The organism is Calothrix sp. CBUCES-K 9914, assembly GCF_059640475.1.
This window is the reverse complement of sequence record NZ_JBXXZH010000069.1, coordinates 1-19,622: the sequence shown is the minus strand read 5'-3', so window position 1 is coordinate 19,622 and position 19,622 is coordinate 1. Positions and strand designations below refer to the sequence as shown.

Here is a 19,622-nt window from a genome sequence, read left to right as displayed (position 1 = left end):
TAGTTGAAAACGTGTATGGTTATGCAATTTTCTAATTTAACAGCACAATTACCATTATTAAGTGCCGAACAACATCAATTACTGGTTGAATGGAACGATACTGGCGCCGACTATCCCTTAGACCAGTGTTTTCCTCAATTGTTTGAAGCGCAGGTAGAAAAAACTCCTTCTTCAGTAGCGGTAATTTTTGAAGATGTACAGACGAGACATGTCGCGTCTCTAACATATCAACAATTAAACGCGCGTGCAAATCGCTGGGCAAGGCATTTAGTTGAGCTTGGTGTAGGAGCAGAAACAATTGTCGCATTGAATAGCGAGCGCAATATAGATTTTTTAACAGCAATGCTGGCGGTATTTAAAGCGGGTGGAGCATACCTACCTCTCAATCCTCATCATCCACCCGAACGTATACGCCAAGTATTAGAACAAAGTCAAGTACCATTAGTATTATCAGCTAAAAGTTTTTCATCTTGTTCCACAAGTCAGATATTGTGGCTTGAAGATTTAGATTCCTTTGATTATTCAAGTGAGAACTTACCAGTACGCTGCTCGCCAGATAACCTCGCTTATGTAATATATACCTCGGGTTCAACAGGAAAACCCAAGGGAGCAATGCTCGAACATCGTGGGATGCTTAATCATTTGTATGCGAAGGTAACAGATTTACAGCTAAGTCAAACCGATATTGTGGCGCAAACAGCAGCACAGACTTTCGACATTAGTATATGGCAATTTCTAGTAGCGCTGCTGGTTGGTGGAAAAGTTGAGATTGTTAGTACAGAAGTTACTACAGACGCTGCCCAGTTACTTTCATTGGTACAGCGCTCCTCAATCTCGATTCTAGAGATTGTACCATCGCTACTACGGATGATACTCCAACTCATCGATGACGGTTATGATAAACCTGATTTATCCGATTTACGATGGTTACTGTTAACGGGTGAAACTTTACCACCACAACTATGTCGTCGCTGGTTGAACTACTACCCGCGCGTTCCAATGATGAATGCCTACGGTCCAACTGAATGTTCGGATGATGTTACTCATTACCCGATCTACGTGGTGCCATCAGAGGAAATACTCAACCTGCCAATTGGGCGCCCAATATCAAATACACAACTATATATTCTTGATAGCCAATTACAACCTGTCCCGGTTGGAGTTGCTGGAGAGCTTTATGTTGGTGGTGTTGGTGTTGGACGTGGTTATTTATACAATGAAGCTCTGACACAGCAAGTTTTTATCAAAAATCCCTTTTCAACGGAAGCAGGCGCACGTTTATATAAAACAGGCGACAAGGCTCTTTATCTTCCAGACGGTAACATTGAATTTATTGGTCGCATTGATTACCAAGTGAAGATTCGCGGCTTCCGAATTGAGTTAGGAGAAATAGAGGCAGTACTTCAGCAGCACCCACAAGTGCAACAGGTAGTAGTAATTGCAATTGACCAATCTGGTAATCAGTACTTAGCGGCTTATATTGTCAAGAGCGGGGAAATTGAAAACAGTACACTACGTGATTTCCTCAAACAAAAGCTGCCTGATTATATGATACCAGGGGTCTTTGTAATGTTGGAGTCTATGCCCCTAACCCCGAACGGTAAGATAGACCGTCGTGGTTTGCCCGTCCCAAACCTTGAACAAACTCATAACTTTATTCCCCCCTCTACACCAACACAAGAAATTCTCGCTCCGTTATGGGCAGAAGTCCTGAATCTTAAACAAATGGGGATTTACGACAACTTCTTTGAATTAGGAGGACATTCTTTACTGGCAACTCAAGTAATTTCACGGTTGCGGTCACTTTTTGGTATCGATTTATCCCTACGCCTTTTGTTTGAGAATCCGACTGTAGCTTCTTTGAGTGAATTAATTGATTCATACCAGACTAAGCAAGCTCAGATACCAGCGATTACGCCAGTACCACGGAATGAATACTTACCTCTATCCTTTGCTCAAGCTAGATTGTGGTTCCTCGACCAATTAGAAGGAGGAAGTGCCACCTACAACATGCCAGAACCTCTACGGCTTACAGGTGAGCTGAATGTAGAAGCTTTAGAGATGGCTGTACAAGAAATCGTGCGGCGCCACGAAGCTTTACGTACTACCTTCAAAGTAGTAAATGGTTCTCCTGTGCAGGTTATTAGCAACGGTATTAATATAACGATTCCAGTAGTAAACCTCGAACATTTGCCAGAACACGAAAAGTCTGCCCAAGTACAACAGTTAGCACTCTATGAAGCTCAACAACCCTTTGACCTCTCAAACGGCCCCTTACTACGAGTTACTTTGCTACGGTTGGCAGAACAATCGCATGTGTTACTACTAACGATGCACCACATTGTTTCTGATGGCTGGTCAATGGGCATATTTATTAGTGAGTTATCTGCACTTTACCAAAGTTTCTGTGCTTACGAACCTTCAAAGTTGCCAGAGTTGATAATTCAATATGCTGACTTTGCTCACTGGCAACAGCAATGGCTAAGTGGGGAGGTGTTACAAACACAAATCGACTACTGGAACCAACAGTTAGTAGGGGCGCCACCTCTGTTAGAATTACCAACGGATCGACCACGCCCATCAATTCAAACATTCCAAGGTAGCACTGAATATTTTCAACTTAATCAGGAGTTAACGAATAAACTCAAAACTCTCTCGCAAAAGTCAGAAGCAACTCTGTATATGACTCTGCTGTCAGCTTTTGCCACTTTACTCTCACGCTACAGTGGTCAGGAGGATATAGTTATTGGTTCTCCAATCGCCAACCGCAACCACAGTGGTATAGACCCACTAATTGGCTTTTTTGTCAATACTTTAGTATTACGCACTCAACTTCAAGGAAATCCAACTTTCGTTGAGTTATTAGAACGAGTGCGAGAAGTGACCTTGGGCGCCTATGACCACCAAGATTTACCCTTTGAAAAATTAGTTGACTCCCTCCAACCAGAACGTTCCCTTAGTTATACACCTTTGTTCCAAGTGATGTTCGCATTGCAAAATGCGCCTTCTTCAAAGCAGGAACTACCAAATTTGACCATGACTCCTTTCAAAATGGAGAATGTCACTGCCAAGTTTGATTTAACCTTATTAATAGAGGAAACAGAGGCGGGGCTAAATGGGGAATTGGTATATAACAAAGATTTATTTGATGCTGCCACCATTAACCGGATGGCAGGACATTTCCAGACTTTGCTAGAAGGAATTGTTGCCAATCCTCAACAGTTCGTTACGCAATTACCAATGTTAAATGCTGCTGAACTGCATCAGTTATTAGTCGAGTGGAACGATACCCAAGTTGATTATCCCCATGATAAATGCATTCATCAGTTATTTGAAGAACAGGTAGAACGCACGCCTGATGCAGTAGCGGTTGTGTTTGAAAACGAACAACTAACTTACCGAGAATTAAACCAGAGCGCGAATCAATTGGCACACTATCTACAAACATTGGGAGTGGCGCCGGAGGTACTGGTTGGTATTTGTGTCGAGCGTTCTTTGGAGATGATAGTAGGACTGTTAGGGATTCTCAAAGCAGGTGGTGCTTACGTACCCTTAGACCCTGCATATCCCCAAGATAGATTAAGTTTCATGTTGTCAGATTCGCAGGTAAAAGTGCTATTAACTCAAGAAAAATTGGTAGCAAATTTACCTGAGTACATAGGGCAAATAATATGTCTTGATAAAGGTTGGGAGGCAATTTCTCAGCACGATACTAGTGTCAACAGCAATGTACAACCCAGCAACTTAGCTTATGTAATTTATACTTCAGGCTCTACAGGAAAACCGAAAGGTGTCTTAGTCGCCCACCAAGGACTATGCAACCTTGCTCTAGCACAAATCAGCATATTCGATGTTCAACCTGATAGTCGTGTACTGCAATTTGCGTCTTTTAGCTTCGATGCCTCAATTTCAGAAGTTGTTATGACTCTTTGTATTGGAGCTACGCTTTGTTTAGGAACACGAGAATCTTTGCTGCCTGGACGAAATTTAATGCAACTGCTGCTTCGTGAGCGCATTACTCATGTTACCCTTTCTCCTAGTGCGCTGGCTGCAATGCCGACTGTAGAATTTCCTTCTTTACGTACTATTATCGTCGCAGGAGAAGCTTGTCCTCCTGATTTAGTAGCCCAATGGTCTGGTGGAAGACGTTTTATAAACGGTTATGGACCAACTGAATCGACCGTTTGTGCTACCACGGCTGTTTGTACCAATAGCAAATCTCAACCACCTATTGGGCACCCACTTGCCAACACCCAAGTTTATATTCTTGACCGTCACCTTCAACCTGTTCCTGTCGGAGTTCCTGGGGAACTGCACATCGGTGGTGCTGGGTTAGCAAGGGGTTATCTAAATCGTCCAGAGTTGACATCCGAGAAATTTATTTTTAATCCATTCAGCAAAGATTCTGCACGCCTATATAAAACAGGTGATTTAACTCGTTATTTACCTGACGGTAACATCGAATATCTCGGTCGTATTGACCAGCAGGTAAAAATTCGCGGCTTCCGTATTGAGTTGGGAGAAATTGAAGCGCACTTAAGTCAGCACACTCAAGTACAGGAAGCTGTGGTTATCGTTAGAGAAGACGAGCCAGGTAATAAGCGTTTAGTAGCTTATATTGTACCCAACCATGAGGCGCCTTCAACGAGCGAACTTCGTAGTTACTTGAAAGAGAAACTAGCCGAATTTATGGTGCCATCAGCCTTCGTGATGCTCTCTTCTCTGCCTTTAACCCCTAACGGCAAGGTAGACCGCAAGGCTCTTTCTAAATTAGAGCAAGCACACTCCGAATTGGAAAATACTTTTGTGGCGCCTCGTACACCAGTAGAGGAGATACTTGCCGACATTTGGGCTGAAATCCTTAGAGTCGAAAGGGTTGGCGTTTACCACAATTTCTTTGAGTTGGGTGGACACTCTCTGCTCGCAACTCAGGTTATTTCTAGAATACAAGATGCCTTCCAGGTTAAACTTCCTTTACGTACACTATTTGAGAAGCAAACTATAGCTGATTTGGCTGTGAGCATAGTCGAGTGTTTAGCTTCTCAAACAGAGCTAGAAGACATGGATCGCATTTTGGCTGAGTTAGAAGAACTTGAAGAAAGTTTATAACAGTAGCTTGTAGGATAGGCCAAAGCGCCTGTGCAGCTAACAGAGGAAGAATTATTAAGATATAACCCACCAAATTTGATCTAATAAGTTGGTTAAATATCGAAACCCCTTAGAGACCGTATTAAATACGGTCTCTACATTCCAATTTCAACTTGAACAGCACCTCGAAAGTCTTGTAAAATTACACAAATTGATCAAAGGCGGTGTCTGATAATTTTTCAGGCTTCCCCTACACCCTGCCACATGGCTTGCGGTGCAGTACCCTTGGGTATTATTGATGGTTGAGTTATGTACGGACTGATTACCGAGATTCGATCAACAACGAATCGCACTTAAGCTATACCTTGCAGTATTGAGAGATGAACCACAAGAAGCGCGCTCGTTGGAAGAACTCGAGCAACTTGAAAAAGAAAATGCATAAGTTTAAATATCCATCTGTATAGAAATAATGTAAACCTTTGCGATGTTCAGATTCCAAACTACGTAAAAGTTGTCGGGAATCTTAAAAGAAAAGGATAATTCCTTATGAGTAATTTGAGTCAACGTATCGCTAATCTCTCTCCAGAAAAGCTGGCACTACTACAGCAGCGGCTGATGAAAAAGGGTAATACTAGTGTAGCCCAAATTATCCCACGTAGGCCAACATCTGAACCTTGCCCATTGTCTTTTTCTCAACAAAGACTATGGTTTTTAAATCAATTAGAACCATTAAGCCCTTTCAACATCTCGATTGCAGTCAAGTTAGATGGTACTCTCAATCTGCAAGCATTACAGCAAACCTTAAACGCAATTGTTGCTCGTCATGAGGCATTACGTACTAACTTTATATCTATAGATGAAAACCCAATACAAGTTATTGCTGAAATCCAGACAGTCAAAATAACATTGATTGATTTAAGTGATTTGTATAGTACTAACTATGAAACAGAAATTGAACAAATCCTAAAAAAAGAAACGCAATATCCGTTTAACTTTTCCTCTGATTTGATGCTGCGTCCAACTTTATTAAGGTTAAGCGAAGAGGAACATATACTGATTTTAGTAATGCATCATGTTGCCTCTGATGGTTGGTCAGTAGGAATTTTATATAAGGAACTCGCAGGTTTCTATGAAGCTTTCTTAACGGGAAATCCCTCCCCATTCCCTGAACTGCCAATTCAATATGCTGATTTTGCTCATTGGCAACGGCAGTGGCTAAGTGGAGACGTACTGCAAACACAGCTTAACTATTGGAAGCAACAATTGGCAGAGGCGCCAAGTATTTTATCGCTACCCACTGATAAACCACGTCCCCCAATTCAAACATTTCAAGGTGGTACTAAACATTTTCAACTCAATCAAGATTTAACGCAGAAACTTAAAAATCTGAGTACTCTGTCAGGAACAACGCTGTTTATGACTCTGCTTGCTGCTTTTAGCACCTTAATGTATCGATACAGTGGTCAAGAGGATATAGTTATTGGCTCACCCATTGCTAACCGCAACCGTAGCGAAGTCGAATCTCTAATTGGTTTCTTTATTAATACTTTAGCACTACGCACTCGACTTCAGGGAAACCCTACTTTCTTAGAGGTATTAGAGCGAGTGCGTGAGACAACATTGGGCGCCTATGACCACCAAGACCTACCCTTTGAAAAACTAGTAGAGGAACTTCAGCCAGAACGTACCCTTAGCCATACACCAATATATCAGGTGATGTTCGTATTGCAGAATGCTCCAATCGGAACATTAGAACTACCTGGGTTAACTCTAACTCCTATGGAACTAGAAGATGCCACGGCAAGGGATGATTTATTTCTCTCAATGATGGAAACAGAGACAGGACTTAGTGGAGAACTAGTATACAACAGCGACTTATTTGAGATCACAACAATTGAGCGAATGGTTATTCATTTCCAAACCTTGCTCGAAAGTATTGTTGCGAATCCCAAACAGCAAGTAGCACAATTACCATTACTAAGTGCAACCGAACAGCATCAGTTACTCGTTGAATGGAACAATACAGGCGCTGACTACCCACTAGAGCAAACTTTTACCCAACAGTTTGAAGCAATTGTTGAGAAAAACCCAAAAGCAATAGCAGTAGTATTTGAAAACCAACAACTAACTTACCAACAATTAAACGCGCGTGCAAATCGCTGGGCAAGACATTTAGTTTCTCTTGGAGTCGGAGCAGAAACAATTGTTGCCTTAAATAGTGAGCGCAACATTGATTTCTTGACGGCGATGCTAGCAGTGTTCAAAGCAGGTGGAGCATACCTACCTCTCAACCCTCATCATCCAGCCGAACGTAATCGCCAAGTATTAGAACAAAGTCAAGTATCACTAATATTATCAGCTAAAAGTTTTTCATCTTGTGGAGCAGGCATCCCGGAGCGCCCAGAATTAAGAACAGGCTCCCTGGATGCCCGTTCCACAAATCAAGTATTATTGCTTGAAGATTTAGATTCCCTTGATTATTCAACAGAAAACTTACCAATACGCTCAACTCCAGAAAACCTTGCTTACGTAATATACACCTCCGGTTCAACTGGTAAGCCCAAGGGAGCAATGCTCGAACATCGGGGAATGCTCAATCATTTGTACGCGAAAGTCACAGATTTACAACTAACTCAAACTGATATAGTAGCCCAAACCGCAGCACAAACATTTGATATTAGTATTTGGCAATTTTTAGTCGCGCTGTTAGTTGGTGGAAGAGTTGAGATAGTTCCCACATCCATTACACAAGACCCTGGCGAGTTGTTGACACTAGTACAATCTCAACAAATCTCAATTTTAGAAATTGTCCCCTCATTATTGCGAATGATGCTCGAACACATTGAGCTAGATGCAAATAATAAACCTGATTTATCCTCATTGCGTTGGTTGTTGTTAACAGGTGAAACTTTACCACCCCAACTATGCCGTGACTGGTTTAAGTATTACCCAGCAATACCAATGATGAATGCTTATGGTCCAACCGAGTGTTCAGATGATGTCACCCATTACCCAATTTACACTCCACCTGAAGAATCCGTTCTCAACTTGCCAATTGGGCGCCCGGTATCAAATACGCAACTATATATACTAGACAAACATTTACAACCAGTCCCTGTTGGGGTAGCAGGAGAACTCTACGTAGGTGGAGTTGGTGTTGGACGTGGCTATTTGTACAACGAAGCTCTGACACAGCAAGTTTTTATTGATAATCCTTTTAAAGACACCACTCAGAACTCAGCACTCGGAACTCAGCACTTATTATATAAAACTGGCGACAAAGCACGTTATCTAAAAGATGGCAATATTGAATTTCTCAACCGTATAGGTTACCAAGTAAAAATTCGTGGTTTCCGGATCGAACTAGGAGAAATAGAAGCAGTATTGACACAACATCCGCAAGTGCGAGAAGTTGTAGTTATCGCTCGTTCCGATCAACCCGGCAACCAGTACTTAGTAGCTTATGTTGTTCCCAACTCGGTACTTAGTAATAAAGAACTACGTGATTTTCTTAAACAAAAGCTGCCTGAATATATGGTGCCTGGGGCGTTTGTGATGTTAGAGTCTATACCTTTAACACCTAATGGCAAAGTTGATCGTCGTGCATTACCAGTACCAGATATTGGGCTAAGTTCAACCGCTAGTTTTGTTGCTCCAAGTGACATGTTAGAACTAGAACTAACACAAATCTGGGAAGAAATACTGCATGTACATCCTATTGGAATTCGGGACAACTTCTTTGACTTAGGTGGACATTCTTTATTAGCCGTAAGCCTAATAGCTCGAATTCAACAGAAGTTTAACAAAAAGCTTTCCTTAGCAGCACTTTTCGATGGCGCCACTGTCGAACAGCTAGCGAATACAATACGCTCCGAAACAAATTTTTCTTCGTCTACCCTAGTAACACTTCAGCAAGGTGACTCAAAGCGGCACCCACTCTTTTGTGTCCATCCAGGTGGCGGTACAGTTTTAGCGTATCTGAATTTAGCACGTCATTTAGACCCAGAGCAACCAGTCTATGGACTTGAATCTTTAGATTTGGATGAAGAACAAAAGCTTCACAATAAAATTGAAGACATGGCTGCTTATTACATCGAAGTGATGCAAACTGTGCAGCCACAAGGTCCTTACCTAATCGGAGGTTGGAGTTTTGGCGGACTTGTGGCGTTCGAGATAGCCCAGCAACTGCAAGCGCAAGGTCAGCAGGTGTCCTTGTTAGCATTGCTAGATACCTATCCTTTTACGGAGTACGAAGAGTTAAACGAAGCGGACGATGCAGATTTTCTTACAGAGCTACTTGCTAGGAATAATGGCGCAATATTGGGAATACCGCCAGAACTGGATGTAGCTCAAGCACAACGTCTACTAAAGGTTTTCAAAAGCCATATCCTAGCAGCAAATGATTACAACCCCCAACCTTACCCAGGCAAAGTTGCTCTCTTCCTCGCTGAAGGGGGAGTCGCAGCAGATTGTGTAAGCCCAATTATCGGTTGGGAAAAGTTAGCACAGGGCGTGGATATCCATTGGATACCTGGCGACCACCACACTATGGTTAGCGAACCTAATGTCGAGATTTTAGCTCAAAAGCTACAGGTTTGTCTTGAACAATTGCAGGCAAATGATTGAGGAAAAGAAAATGATTAAACACTGCATAGAACAGAGAATGCGAGTCTTCATTCTCGTCTGGTTCGGACAAATGGTTTCCCTTATCGGTTCTGGACTAACCAGCTTTGCTCTAGATATATGGATATACCAACGTACTGGCTCAGTTACTCAGTTTGCACTTGCTTTTATATTTAGTCAAGTACCACCAATTTTAGTTTCACCTTTTGCAGGCGCCTTAGTAGACCGTTGGAACCGTCGTCATTGTATGATAGTTAGTGATTGTGGCTCAGGTTTGAGTATCCTAGCAGTTGCCCTTTTGCTATTTACTAATCGTTTAGAAATTTGGCACGTATATATAGCGACAGCAGCGAGTTCCATCTTCAATACCTTCCAATGGCCTGCATATAGTGCGTCTATTTCTACATTAGTTCCTAAACAGCACCTTGCCCGTGCCAACGGCATGACCGAGTTAGGAGATGCGCTCAAAATGCTTTTACCTCCTGTGCTAGGAGGTGCATTACTTGTCACCATTAAATTGCAAGGTGTTATCCTTATCGATTTTATTACCTTTTTGTTTTCGATGATTACCCTGCTTTTAGTGCGATTTCCTAACATTAAAAACACTCCTCAAGAGGAAGTCGAAAAAACCTCTCTGCTTGCTGAGGTAGCCTACGGTTGGAACTACATCACGTCTAGACCTGGGCTACTGGGACTACTAATTTTCTTCGGCGCCTGCAACTTTATTTTGGCAATAGTAAGTGTATTATTAACACCATTAGTACTATCTTTTACCTCTCCAGCCATCCTTGGCATTATTCTATCTATCGATGGTGTTGGTATGATTGCGGGTACTATAGTAATCAGTACTGGAAAAATACCATCGCGGCAAATCTATAGTATCTTAGGTTTTCAAATGTTGGGTGGACTGTGCATTTTGGTAACAGGGTCAAGTACTTCTTTCGCACTTATAGCAGTTGCTGCCTTCTTATTTGCTTTTGGTTCGCCTATTATCAACTGCTGTAGTCAAATAATTTGGCAAAGAAAAGTGGCGCCAGAAGTGCAAGGGAGAGTCTTTGCAGTAGAGCGAGTAATTGTCAGTGGATTGCAACCAATAGCTTATATTATTGCAGGACCCCTAGCCGACCGTGTATTCGAGCCTTTAATGGCAGCCAACGGTTCGTTAGCTGGGAGCGTCGGACAACTAATAGGTGTTGGTCAGGGTCGTGGCATTGGTCTGCTATTTATGATTATGGGAGCTATATCTATATTAATATCTATAATCGCCTACCAATATCCCCGCCTGCGATTAGTGGAAGATGAACTGCCAGATCAAATTTAAGAGACTTCCAAAAATTTAATTAACCATCTTGTGGGATGGGCATCCTCGCCCGTCCTATTACTGTAGCTTCAAGAATGTTGAAGCAGCAATACGGGCTATGGGTGGAGAAGTTATTATCCGATGGCAAAACGTAGAAGAGGCGCCTTTTCCGCATCATTTGCATTTAAATTAAAATTACAATACCAAAGTATCCTGATGGCGAACCTTAATAAAGAACATAAGTTATATTTAGAACTATTATATAAGCGGCTTCTATATATTAAAATTAGTACAATAACGTTGGTATAGTCAATGGCAATTGAGCAAACATCAGTATCATCAGCCGAGGAAAAAGTTAATCTCCCTGAAGAAACAGAAGTTTTTGTTTTTCCTACATCATTTGCTCAAGCAAGATTATGGTTTATCGACCAGTTACAAAGAGACAATCCTTTATATAATGTCTCAACAGCGCTTCGTATTACAGGTTTGCTTAATATAACTGCGCTACAGCAAGCATTTAACGAGATAGTACGGCGCCACGAAGTATTACGTACCTTTTTTATATTGGTAAACGGTGAACCTGTGCAGGTAATTGCGGCTTCTTTGACTATACCTGTTTCTATAATTGACCTACACAATATTGAAGTTGCAGAGCGCGAGATACAATTACGGCAAATTGGAATTGAAGAATCTAAACGTCCTTTTAATTTAACTACTGCACCGTTACTGCGAGTAACTTTGATAAAACTTGAAGAAGCTCAACATGTGCTTTTGTTGAATTTGCATCATATTGTGGCTGATGGTTGGTCAATTGGGGTGTTAATTCGAGAATTAAGCGCGTTTTATCAAAATGCCGTGTGCTGTAGAGACGTGATATGTCACGTCTCTACATCCTTGTCCGAACTACCTATTCAATATGCTGATTATGCTCAATGGCAGCGCACGTGGTTGCAGGAAGAAGTGCTAGAAAATCAATTAGCTTATTGGAAGAGTCAGTTAGATGGTATAGAAGTATTAAATTTTCCTACTGACCGACTAAGACTACCTGTTCCAAGTTATGGAGGAGAAAAACAATTTTTACAGCTTCCACTATCTTTAAGTAAGTCTTTAGAGGCACTTAGCCAATTTGAAGGCATTACCTTGTTTATGACGCTTTTGGCTGGATTTAAAATTTTACTTTATCGTTACACGCAACAAACTGATATCGTTGTGGGTTCACCAATTGCAAATCGCAACCGCACTGAAATAGAAGGGTTAATTGGTTTTTTTGTCAATAGTTTAGTGTTGCGTACTGATTTATCTGGCAATCCAACGTTTTTAGAATTGTTGGGTAGAGTGAGGGAAGTTACTTTAGGCGCCTATGCTCATCAAGATTTACCTTTTGAGAAACTCGTCGAATCTTTACAACCTGAGCGTTCTTTAAGTTATCATCCACTGTTTCAAGTTGCTTTCTCACTCCAAAATACTCCAATAGAACCATTAGAGTTACCTGGATTAACGTTTGAAGTGTTTGAGATTGAGAATTATAGCGCGAAGTTGGATTTAGAGTTTCATCTGTGGCAAAACCAAGAAATCAATGTTCAAGTTGTGTATAGTACGGATTTGTTTGATGGCGCCACAATTACCCGGATGCTGGGGCATTTTCAAACGCTGTTAGAAAGTATTGTTGCGAATCCGCAGCAGAGAGTTTCTGATTTACAAATGTTAACAGAGGTTGAACTGCATCAATTACTGATTGAGTTTAATCCCCCCCTACCCCCCTTAGTAAGGGGGGAGAAAGATTGTTTTCATGAGTTGTTTGAAGTGCAAGTTGAACAGACTCCGGATGCTATAGCTGTAGTATTTGAAGATGAACAGTTAACTTATCGTGAACTCAACATTCGAGCAAACCAGCTAGCACATTATCTACAACAGGTTGGGGTTAAACCAGAGGTTTTAGTTGGTATTTGCTTAGAGCGTTCCATAGATATGATAGTAGGAGTTTTAGGCATCCTCAAAGCAGGTGGCGCCTATTTACCTTTAGACCCAACCTATCCCCCAGAGCGTCTTCACTACATGCTAGAAGATGCTCAAGTATCCATCTTACTAACACATTCCTCCTTACCTTCATCTATAGCCCCCCTTATCAAGGGGGGTTGGGGGGATCAACAATCTATTATTTACATCAATCAAAACTCAAATATCACACAACAACCCGAAATAAACCCCACCAGTAACCTAACCCCCAACAACCTAGCTTACATAATATATACCTCTGGTTCCACAGGAAAACCCAAAGGAGTACAAATAGAGCATCGAGGTTTAACTAACTTAATACACGCTCAACAGTTAACCTTTAACTTACAACCAACCGCGCGCGTATTACAATTTGCGTCTTTAAGTTTCGATGCTTCAATCTTTGAAATTGTCATGGCATTGACAACAGGGGGAACTCTATATCTAGCTTTAAAGGAATCCCTTTTACCTGGAAAACCTTTAGCCGAACTCTTACTTCGCAATGCTATTACTCATGTTACGCTTCCACCCACTGTACTAGCAGTTTTGCCGCAAACAGAGTTTCCTGCACTGCTAACTATCATTTGTGCTGGAGAACCCTGTACTCATGATATTGTCAAAAAATGGAAACTACAAACCCGTCACTTTTTTAATGCTTATGGAGTAACTGAGGCTACTGTATGGTCAACGGTTACAGAAATTAGCAGTGTGAGTGATAAATTATCAATTGGGCGCCCGATTGTTAATACTCAAGTATATATATTAGATAAGCATTTGCATCCTGTACCAATTGGGGTTGTGGGCGAGTTATATATTGGTGGTGATGGACTAGCGCGCGGGTATGTAAATTCCACTCTAGCCCGCGAAGGCGGGCTTCGCTCCTATAGCCCCACCCTTCGAGGGTGTGGGATTTATAAAACGGGTGATTTAGGGCGTTATTTACCAGATGGAAATATTGAGTTTTTAGGCCGCATTGACAATCAAGTAAAAATTCGCGGTTTTCGTATCGAGTTGGAAGAGATTGAAACAGTACTAAATCAACATCAAGATGTACAACAATCAGTAGTTGTTGTTCGAGATAACGAATCAGGTAATAAGCATTTAGTGGCTTATATTGTTAAGAGGCAAGAGTCATCAATAATTGAACTAGATAACTTAAAACAAATTTTAAAACAAAAATTGCCAGAGTATATGGTGCCTTCAGCTTTTGTTTTATTAGATTCTTTACCACTGACACCATCTGGCAAAGTTGATTATCGTGCGCTACCTGTAACTAATAGCACTAAAGTGCTTAATACCATTGTTGCTCCTCGTACAGAAGCAGAGCTAACACTAGTAAAAATATGGGTTGAAGTTCTTAATGTTGAGCGTGTAAGTATTAATGATAATTTCTTTGATCTGGGAGGTAATTCGTTACAAGCTGTACAGCTTATAGAAAAAATACATAAGCACTTGAAGCGAGATTTACCATTATCTACTCTCTTCCTAAATCCAACAATCGAAACTTTAGCAAATCAGTTATCTTCAAATGATACTTCTTGGTCTCCATTAGTTGCCATTCAGCCTCATGGAGAAAATCCACCTTTATTTTGTATACATCCTATTTTTGGTGTTGTTCTCCCTTATTTTGAATTAGCTCATCATTTGGGAAAAAATCAACCTTTCTATGGGCTACAACCTGTTGGCATCGACGGAGAAAGTACGCCATTAACTCGCATTGAGGATATGGCAACACGCTATATTGAAGCATTACGTACAGTACAACCGAATGGTCCTTACTTTTTAGCTGGTTGGTCTTTCGGTGGTTTAGTAGCTTTTGAAATGGCTCAACAGTTACAATCAAATGGGGATGAGGTGGCAATACTAGCATTACTCGACACTCCGGCGCCTGTTTCTAGTAATCAACCTTCTATTGGCGATAGTTTAAAATATATTTTCACCGTAGTCGCGCGTAATATCTGGTCTTTTATACTCGATTATTGTTATTTATTAGTAGCTTCAAATAATCATAATAAATTTGTTAGACAGATTGGTACTAATTTATTATCGCGTTTTATTCAAGGAGATACAGCCATCGCAAACCTTATATCCGACGAATCTTTTGACAAATCTAAGTCTAAAATTTTGAATGAGCTAACCATTCGCCCAATGCTTCGTATTTTTCAAGCTAACACTCAAACAGTCCTCAACTACGTTCCACAAGTCTACCAAAACCGAATTACTCTTTTCAGAACAAATCCTCAATCAAAAGGCGCCGTTCAAGATCAAAATATGGGTTGGGATGCGCTAACGAGTGAAGGAGTAGACACTTATATAATTCCAGGCAACCATTTAAATATGCTAAAGGCGCCGAATGTCGAAACCCTTGCTCAACACCTAAAAACTTATCTACTTAAAAAACCTCGTAATTAAATTTACACTTCACAAAAAATCTTTAAATTACAATCTAATAAACTATAGTACTATTGTCTTGTGGAACGGGCATCCCTGCCCGTCCTATGATGTAAATTAAATCCACATTATCCCAACAGTATTAAGGATACCAAATTACAACGGCAATAGTTGAGGCGCAAGGTTTGATTAGAAATGCTGATAGCAGCATGGAGCTTGTAGCTATGGTGCCTGCAAAATTTTTATTGTTTCAAGGATTCCAACAATATTCGATATTGGGCTGAAAGTTAATTGGATTAATTCCTGTTGCTCCTGCTACAAAACCATGTTTCTCATAAAATCGGCGCACGTTTATATTTTGCTCAAGAGTTGTCAACTTCAAACCGTAAGGATAATTTTTTTGCTTGATTTAACAATGCAGTTTCAACCCCACTTCGTTACAATTATAGCATCTAATTACAAACATTTTAAGTCTATTATAATTACGCGCGTTACAGGTAGATTGTAACAGCTTGTCAGAACGTAGTTTATTAACTTCCCATTGGCGCCGGATATATTTATAGGGGAGCAGTAGCTTCTGAAACTAACCGTGAAAAAATCAAAGTTTTATTGTTACCATAGTTTGATAGATACCAATTTATTCGTTTAATACCTTCTACGGCTACTCGTTTAACCAGCAAGTTCTAATTACATAAGGTTATGTTGTATATTGGAATTACTGAAAAAACTATCTACAGTGGTATCATTTTTGGCTTTTATTTCTCGAAACTTTGTAAGCCGAAGTTGGTATGACTTTATAATCGCGCGCGTTACAACTCCAGTAAACAGATATAGCCTTGATTAATAAATTCCTTATTTGTTAGCCATTTAAAAACACAATGTCACAAGTTTTTAATTTTCAACAGCAAATTAATCCTGCCATAACTTTTGAGCGAACCAGCGAACAAATTAAGGCAGAAATTGAGTTAAAATTTGGTTTTGTTCCACCTTTCTTTGCACCAGCTAATGAAACTCCACAGGTTCTGGAAAACCTATGGCAACAGACTTTGATCGCGTATGTCAACAATCCGTTGCCGACTCTGTTTAAGGAAAAGCTTTCTGCTTACCTCTCGCGCTTCTGTGCTGTTCCTTACTGTATGATTTGCCACAGTTGTACTTTGCGTCCTTTAGGGATGAGCGCAAAACAGGTTCTAGAGTTGCTTGAAGCAACCGTTCCGTTATCAACAGATTTTGAAAAACATCTCAGTTTCCTTGCAGCACAGTCTGCGAGTTTAATTATCTGGCCTGAACCAAACTCACAACTTGAAGAAAGTCTACTTTATTGTTCAATTTTTATTGCCTTACCAGATTGTTCCGAACATTATCGTCATGAGTTGCGCTGTGTTTTGGGTTCTGTTAACTACCAGCATTTAGTTGCATTTATCGCTTATGTTAAAACGTGTCATGTGTGGATGGAAGCCCACCCTGAAGTGGCTTATGAAGCAGATAAGCGAGTTATTAATCATTTTGGAGCTTTACTTGAAGACGAGCCTGGTTTAGCTGATTTCTTCCGCAATTATAGAGAGAGGGTCAAGCGTGAATGCCAAACTCGTGCAGAACAACTTGCTGAGTTAGCCGAACGACGACGTACTGAGGTAATATTGCGACAGCAAGTACAAAGAGAGCGACTGTTAGCACTCATGGCACAACGCATTCGCCAGTCTCTTAATCTTGGAGAAATTCTTAGTACTACAGTATCTGAAGTTCGGCAGTTTCTTCAAACTGAGCGTGTATTTATTTATCGCTTTGAGCCTGATTGGAGTGGATATGTAGCTGTAGAATCAGTCGCTTCTTTTTGTCCTTCTATCTTGGGAACAAAAATCAAAGATTCTTTTTTTGAAGAACCGTTTGGTCAAACGCTATATCAACAAGGTAGGTTTCAAGCTATTGAGGATATTTATACAGCAAAATTATCCAAATGCCATGTTGATTTATTAGCTCGACTTCAAATTAGAGCTAATTTGGTAGTACCAATTGTGCAAGATGGGTTGTGGGGTTTGCTAGTGGCTAATCACTGTTCGTCACCGCGACAGTGGCAGCAGTTGGAGATTGACTTGCTTCAACAATTAGCGATGCAGGTGGAAATCGCAATTCAACAATCTATGCTTTTTGAGCAAGTTAAAACTGAACTTACTGAACGCAAAAAGTCTGAAGAGAAAATCCGCGAGCAAGCTGCGTTACTTAATGTTGCCAGCGATGCTATTAATGTACAAACTCTTGACAATCAAATTATATTTTGGAACAAGGGCGCCGAGCGTATATATGGTTGGAAGCAGCAGGAAGTTAGGGGTCAAAATGCCAATCAGCTTTTATACCAAGAAGTGTCTCAACTAGAACAAGTGCAGCAAGTTGTAGTTGAGAGTGGTTTTTGGGAAGGTGAGTTACATTGCTTTAACAAGTTCGGTAAGGAAATAATTGTTTCAAGTCGTTGGACACTAGTACGCTCACAACAAGGAGAACCAATATCAATTTTGGTTGTCAACACTGACATTACTGAGAAGAAACAACTCGAAGCACAGCTTTTCCGCTCTCAGCGACTAGAGAGCATTGGTACTCTTGCTAGTGGTATTGCCCACGATCTAAACAATGCGCTAGGGCCAATTTTAATGATTGCTGAACTGTTGCAGGAAAAAATCTCTGATGTCAATAGTCAACAGTTGCTTACAGAATTAGAAGTAAGTGCCAAACGTGGGGCATCTTTGGTCAAGCAAGTGCTATCATTTGGGCGAGGAATTGAAGGTAAGCGCACTATTCTTCAAGTTAAGCATTTACTTTTAGAGATTGAGCAAATCGTTAAACAAACATTTCCCAAATCCATAAAGATATATACCGATATATCGCCAAATCTTTGGACTGTTTGTGCAGATGCGACTCAACTGCATCAAGTATTAATGAATTTAGTAGTTAACGCGCGCGATGCAATGCCATTAGGTGGAACTTTAAGTATCTACACTGAAAATATTTATATTGATGAACAATATGCCCAGATGAATATTGAGGCAAAAGTTGGTAATTATATAATGCTTACTGTTTCGGATACAGGAGTAGGCATTTCAAATGAGATATTACAAAGAATCTTTGAGCCATTTTTTACAACTAAAGAAGTTGGTAAAGGTACAGGTTTAGGTCTTTCAACAGTTATAGGTATTATTAAAAACCACCGTGGTTTTGTTAATGTGTATAGTGAAGTTGGGCTTGGCGCCCAGTTTAAGGTGTACTTACCTGCACAAGAAGGCGCCCTTTTTGAGCAAGTTGAAGACTTGGAGCAGCCAAAGGGGCATGGAGAATTAGTTTTAGTTGTAGATGACGAACTTTCGATTCGGGAAATAACTAAAATATCGTTAGAGATGGCTAATTATAAGGTGCTTACGGCTAGTGATGGTATTGAAGCGATAGCACTATATGCTCAACGTAAAGCTGAAGTTAGCGTAGTTTTGATAGATATGATGATGCCAGAGATGGACGGGCTAACTACTATTCGCACCTTACAAAGAATAAATTCGCAGGTTAAGATTATTGCTACAAGTGGACTCGCATCAACCGAGAAAATGGCCGAAGCTGCTGACGTTGGCGCCAAAGCATTTTTATCCAAGCCTTATACAGCAGTGGAATTATTGAAAACTTTATCCTCTATTGTTTCCCTTCTTCCACCCAACCCTTAGATCAAGTTTTCTAGCTTAAGTTAGTGGCGTGCCAATACTGCTCCCGGTTTTAAATTTTTGTAGGTTGGTGTCGAGGAACGAGACCCAACAATAAACGTTAATTTATGCTAGATAACTTTTTGAATTATTAGATAAAGTTAGTCGTTTGCCAGACACCACAATGATTAAAGGAAAAATAGCGACTACATTTGTTGTCCTTAAGATGACAAAATTCATAAAATCTAATGAGATTGAAGTTAATCTTATGGTTGGAGAAGAAGAGCGCATTTATAGATTAAAGTTTGAAAGAATAGGAGCAACTGTTCCAGGTGAGTTACAAAATCTAATGACTCAAAGGACTAAAAGGAGTCAAGATTTTATCGATTCAGCTTTTAAATTTTACAAAGGAGAAAGTATTAAATTTCCTCTAGACCTTAGCTATTTATAAAAGCTTGACTGTACCAATTGTATAAAAAATCGCCAAAAACAAAAGCCTTCTCTTTGTATATCAGAAGAGAAGGGTTTTGTTTGTAATATTGCCCTGG

The 19,622-nt window shown here is 40.5% G+C and carries 6 protein-coding genes; all 6 read left to right on the top strand.

Annotation, left to right across the window (positions count from 1 at the left end; all coding sequences use genetic code 11):
* Positions 1-21 precede the first annotated feature (21 nt).
* Complete coding sequence (locus AC2JBO_RS17195) at positions 22-5,109, top strand: amino acid adenylation domain-containing protein (RefSeq protein WP_496954872.1); 5,088 nt, start codon at positions 22-24, stop codon at positions 5,107-5,109.
* A gap of 525 nt (positions 5,110-5,634) precedes the next feature.
* On the top strand, positions 5,635-9,714 hold the full coding sequence (locus AC2JBO_RS17190; RefSeq protein ID WP_496954871.1) for a non-ribosomal peptide synthetase: 4,080 nt from the start codon (positions 5,635-5,637) through the stop codon (positions 9,712-9,714).
* Between the two features lie 10 nt (positions 9,715-9,724).
* On the top strand, positions 9,725-11,032 hold the full coding sequence (locus tag AC2JBO_RS17185) for an MFS transporter (RefSeq protein WP_496954870.1): 1,308 nt from the start codon (positions 9,725-9,727) through the stop codon (positions 11,030-11,032).
* A gap of 291 nt (positions 11,033-11,323) precedes the next feature.
* A complete protein-coding gene (locus tag AC2JBO_RS17180) occupies positions 11,324-15,418 on the top strand; it encodes a non-ribosomal peptide synthetase (protein ID WP_496954869.1) in 4,095 nt (1,364 codons plus the stop codon).
* Between the two features lie 857 nt (positions 15,419-16,275).
* Entirely contained in the window at positions 16,276-19,098 is a 2,823-nt protein-coding gene (locus AC2JBO_RS17175; protein ID WP_496954868.1) for a hybrid sensor histidine kinase/response regulator, read from the top strand.
* Between the two features lie 160 nt (positions 19,099-19,258).
* Positions 19,259-19,525 carry a hypothetical protein gene (locus AC2JBO_RS17170; RefSeq protein WP_496954867.1) on the top strand — a complete coding sequence of 89 codons (267 nt, stop codon included), beginning with the start codon at positions 19,259-19,261 and terminating at the stop codon, positions 19,523-19,525.
* Positions 19,526-19,622: the final 97 nt, after the last annotated feature.